Below are 3,834 nucleotides of genomic sequence, written 5' to 3' on the forward strand. Positions count from 1 at the left end.
CTAGCAGCCACCGTGCTGCGATGCTGCGCAATATGGCGAATTCCTTGTTGACTCACGAAACCATCGTGACAACTTTGCCTAAAGCAAAAGAATTGCGCCGCGTAGTTGAGCCCTTGATTACCTTGGGCAAAAAACCTTCTTTGGCAAACCGTCGTTTGGCTTTTGACCGCACTCGCGATCGTGATGTTGTAGTTAAATTGTTTGACGAATTGGGTCCACGCTTTGCTGCTCGTAACGGCGGCTATGTTCGTGTACTGAAATACGGTTTCCGTAAAGGCGACAATGCTCCTTTGGCATTGGTTGAATTGGTTGATAAAGCAGCTGATTCTGCTGAATAAGCACATTAATATGAAAGCACTACCTGTTTAGGTGGTGCTTTTTTATTTGGATGGCCCCTTTCTCATTTCGCAGTGCTACAATAAACAGCGACTGATTATGTTGTGTCTCAGAGTTGTAGCTCCCTTTCTCATTTCGCAGTGCTACAATGGCTTTAAGGGCTTCCTCTTCGTCTTCAGAGTTGTAGCTCCCTTTCTCATTTCGCAGTGCTACAATGCGGCATATTGTTGGCAGCCTCTTTTATCAGTTGTAGCTCCCTTTCTCATTTCGCAGTGCTACAATAATTCGTTTTTCCTTGTACGGATTAAACGGGTTGTAGCTCCCTTATATATTTCGCTCCATCGAGGGGCGCAATTTTTTACACTTCTTATAGAACTTTAAGCCCCTTTAACTCTAGCCAGTGAAGGGGCTTTCTTATGTGCATCGCATTTTATACAGTCAATTCAGATAGTTTTTACAGTTTTGAAGAACAAAGAGCCGTTATCGTCCGCGTTTTCAAAGATGATGAGCTTGTAGAAACCGTTTCATTTCCTATTACAAATCCCAAACAAAAATATAAAACAGAAAAACAGGCTGAAGAGTATGGCCGTCTTGCTGTCCGTTCTATTTTGAACCAATGGGAGGCAGACGCATGAGAGCCGAAGAGAGAGCAGAAACGGCGGGGGCGTGTGGGGGCGCGCCTTGCGCGCCGCAAACGGCCACGCCGTTGAATGCCCCCCCTAGGCTAATAGGGGGGGAGCAAAAAAAACCTAATCCACAAAGTGGGGAGCAAACCGAAAAAACCGATCAAGTCGAATTTGAATATTTTTCCCAATACGTAACCGACGGAAAAGGCCGTTTGATAGAAATTCCGCTAAGACGCGGTAGGGAAGACGGCGCATTCATCGACCAGATCACATTTACGATACATGAGGAATCCATACCCAAAGTAACCCAAAAAGCCTATGTAACAGACGCAGAGTACCTCACAAAGTACAGCGAACTGCTGCAAGAGATTCTAGGCTTCGGCATCAGTGCCAAACTGCCTTACAAAGGCAAATTCTTCTATCAATCCTGTTATCAGCTCGGCCCGAAAAACGTTGAGTACGGCAAAGTTCACTACGGCGGCCAAAGAGAAACAATACTTGTAGAGTTGAACGGCACCGGATGCACCGCAGCTAAACCCGGTTGGGAAAACAGGCTTTATGAATTTCTGCAAAAGTGTGTCCGGCCAAAAATAACAAGGGTTGACGTAGCACATGATTTTTTCAATGGAGAGTACACGCCCGAGCAGGCTTTAACCGGTCACGATAACGGCCTTTTTGACTGCCACAACGTCCGCCCGAAAAGCGAATGTAAAGGCGTTTCTTGGAGACACGAAGATGGCAGCGGCAAAAGCTTCTATATCGGCAAACGCGGCAACGCCAAATACACCCGGATTTATGAAAAAGGCAAGCAGTTAGGCGATAAATCAAGCCCTTGGGTTCGATTTGAAACAGAGTTCAGAAACGGAGATATAGAAGTACCATTAGACATATTGATTCACGCCGGTGCGTATCTTGGCGGAGCGTATCCCGTCTGTGAACAGATATTCAAATGCGAAGCCAAGCGCATGGATTCAACGGTTAAAGAGGTCAATCTCACGTTTGAACACAAACAATTTTACGCAAGGCAGCAAGTCGGCAAATGGGTCAATTTTTTAAAAGATATCGGTTGGTCGGCTGAAGAAATCGTCAAAGATTTGACTAAAGGCATTGAAGGCTATCCCAAAGGTCTCCAGCCAGAAGAGTACGACAGCAGCACAGCCAGCGCTTTTTATATCCATGAAGAGCAAAAAGCCATAAACGACCTGAATATCGAAGTCTTAGATTTTGAATTAAATCAGGCAGTGCAATACGAGTATCCGCAAGACATGCAGAAACAGCATGAGCGCGATTTTGACAAAGAGCAGTATCAAATATCAGATCAGTTAGAAGACTGGAAATATTTATAAAACCAAAGAAAGGCTATAACCATGTTTGATCAAGTACAAGTAACCACATACCCCGCCACGCTCCTGGGCGCTAAACAGTTTAAAGGCGAGATTGACGGCAACAAAATCGACACCTGTACCGTACTTGTCGCCAGCCCCATGCCCGCCAACGGCAATAGCGTAGGCTTTACCGCTGCCAGCATGAAATTTGGCGAAAGCCACAATTTCGATCGGCTGAAAAACCTCAAATTCCCCTGTTCCGTAAATGTAACCGTCTCAATGGAATCTACCGGCAAAGGCTTAGTACCCAAGCTGCTTGATTTTGAAGTGAAAGGCGTGGCGCCCAAAGCCTAAGGCAGAAAGGCCGAAATATGAGCAGGTATCAGCAAAAATTTATCGTTCAGGAACTGGAAAACTATGAATTCATCTGCCCCGATCAGTTTGGCGACATCGGATTTACCCAAAATCTGAAAGAAGCCGGACAGTATGAAAGCTATGAAGACGCATTCAATGCCGGATTAGAAGAGATTGGCGGACATTTTCAGGTTTTCAGCTTCTATATCAGAGAAGAATAAAAGTTAACAGGCTCGGCGGGCGGTCTGTCAAACCTTCACATAGCCCGCAACAATCAAGGAATAATTATGAACAGAAATAAATTACCCCTATCATTTAAATTAAGTTTGGTTGGGTTGGTTTTTTTCCTACTGGTTTTAATTGTATCGGTTTGGTACCTGTACGGTTAAAAGACTTGCGGTCAGTCTAAAAACAACCGCATCACTTTTTTATAAACCTTTATTGAAAGGAAAACGCTATGAAACTTTTAAACGTAGCAAAAAAATATGGCAATAAAGTTATTGCTGCAACAGCCCTGACAACCGCTTCCGCCCTGGCTGCTGCCGAAGGCGTCGATTTGTCCGGTATTGGTACTACTGCTGCTGCAGAAATTGCAAAATTTGCCGTAATGGTATCTGCGATTGGTGCTGCCGTTTTGTCGGTTATCGTGTTGATGCAAGGCTTTCGCATGGCCTTTAGCATGGTTAAAACGGCTAAATAACTGAAAGGGTAGGACATGGGGTATCGCGTCGGATTGCAATGCTTTTTATCGAACGAAGAAGCGCATGATTATGTGTTGTCTCAAGTCCTACCTACCGTAACGGCGGATGGCAAATTTGTCCGACCTTACAAAAACGGCAAAGACTGGTATTTGAACGAGCAGAAAATCAATTTGAGTTTTCCGCAATGTGACATAGCAGAACAAATACAATTCGGCGTATTGGTCGGCGCGCCGTTCATAGTCTTATTGGTGCTTGTATTCGGTATCAGGATGATAAAACGGTTGATTGAATCAGTTACGGAGAATAAAGGGGGTGGAGATGATTGACTTTTGGTTTTTATACGGATTCGGCGCGGTCTGTTTGGCATCGCTGATATTTTTTTGATATTCAAAAAGGGTATAATCCCGACTTTCTGTAACCGTTACGAAAGTTAGGATTATGTTAGAAAAGAATGAAAAGGATTTTTTCTATATAACTGAATTTGAATTAGAT

The 3,834-nt window shown here is 44.2% G+C and carries 7 protein-coding genes; all 7 read left to right on the plus strand.

The window, feature by feature from the left end:
* On the plus strand, nucleotides 1-338 hold a 338-nt coding region (gene rplQ, locus ACTHUE_RS12590), incomplete at its 5' end, for a 50S ribosomal protein L17 (RefSeq protein WP_440402876.1).
* 414 nt (nucleotides 339-752) lie between these two features.
* Nucleotides 753-971: a hypothetical protein gene (locus ACTHUE_RS12595; protein ID WP_070461282.1), complete on the plus strand. Its 219-nt coding sequence runs from the start codon at nucleotides 753-755 to the stop codon at nucleotides 969-971.
* Complete coding sequence (locus ACTHUE_RS12600; protein WP_070461281.1) at nucleotides 968-2,308, plus strand: replication initiation factor domain-containing protein; 1,341 nt, start codon at nucleotides 968-970, stop codon at nucleotides 2,306-2,308. The genes ACTHUE_RS12595 and ACTHUE_RS12600 overlap by 4 nt, the downstream gene beginning before the upstream one ends.
* A 21-nt stretch (nucleotides 2,309-2,329) precedes the next feature.
* Nucleotides 2,330-2,641, plus strand: a complete 312-nt coding sequence (locus ACTHUE_RS12605) for a hypothetical protein (RefSeq protein WP_070461280.1) — start codon at nucleotides 2,330-2,332, stop codon at nucleotides 2,639-2,641.
* A gap of 17 nt (nucleotides 2,642-2,658) precedes the next feature.
* Nucleotides 2,659-2,862: a hypothetical protein gene (locus tag ACTHUE_RS12610; protein ID WP_070461279.1), complete on the plus strand. Its 204-nt coding sequence runs from the start codon at nucleotides 2,659-2,661 to the stop codon at nucleotides 2,860-2,862.
* 236 nt (nucleotides 2,863-3,098) lie between these two features.
* Nucleotides 3,099-3,341 carry a hypothetical protein gene (locus ACTHUE_RS12615; protein WP_070461278.1) on the plus strand — a complete coding sequence of 81 codons (243 nt, stop codon included), beginning with the start codon at nucleotides 3,099-3,101 and terminating at the stop codon, nucleotides 3,339-3,341.
* A gap of 15 nt (nucleotides 3,342-3,356) precedes the next feature.
* Nucleotides 3,357-3,668, plus strand: a complete 312-nt coding sequence (locus ACTHUE_RS12620) for a hypothetical protein (RefSeq protein WP_070461277.1) — start codon at nucleotides 3,357-3,359, stop codon at nucleotides 3,666-3,668.
* Nucleotides 3,669-3,834: the final 166 nt, after the last annotated feature.

Source organism: Neisseria sp. P0021.S005, assembly GCF_051956955.1.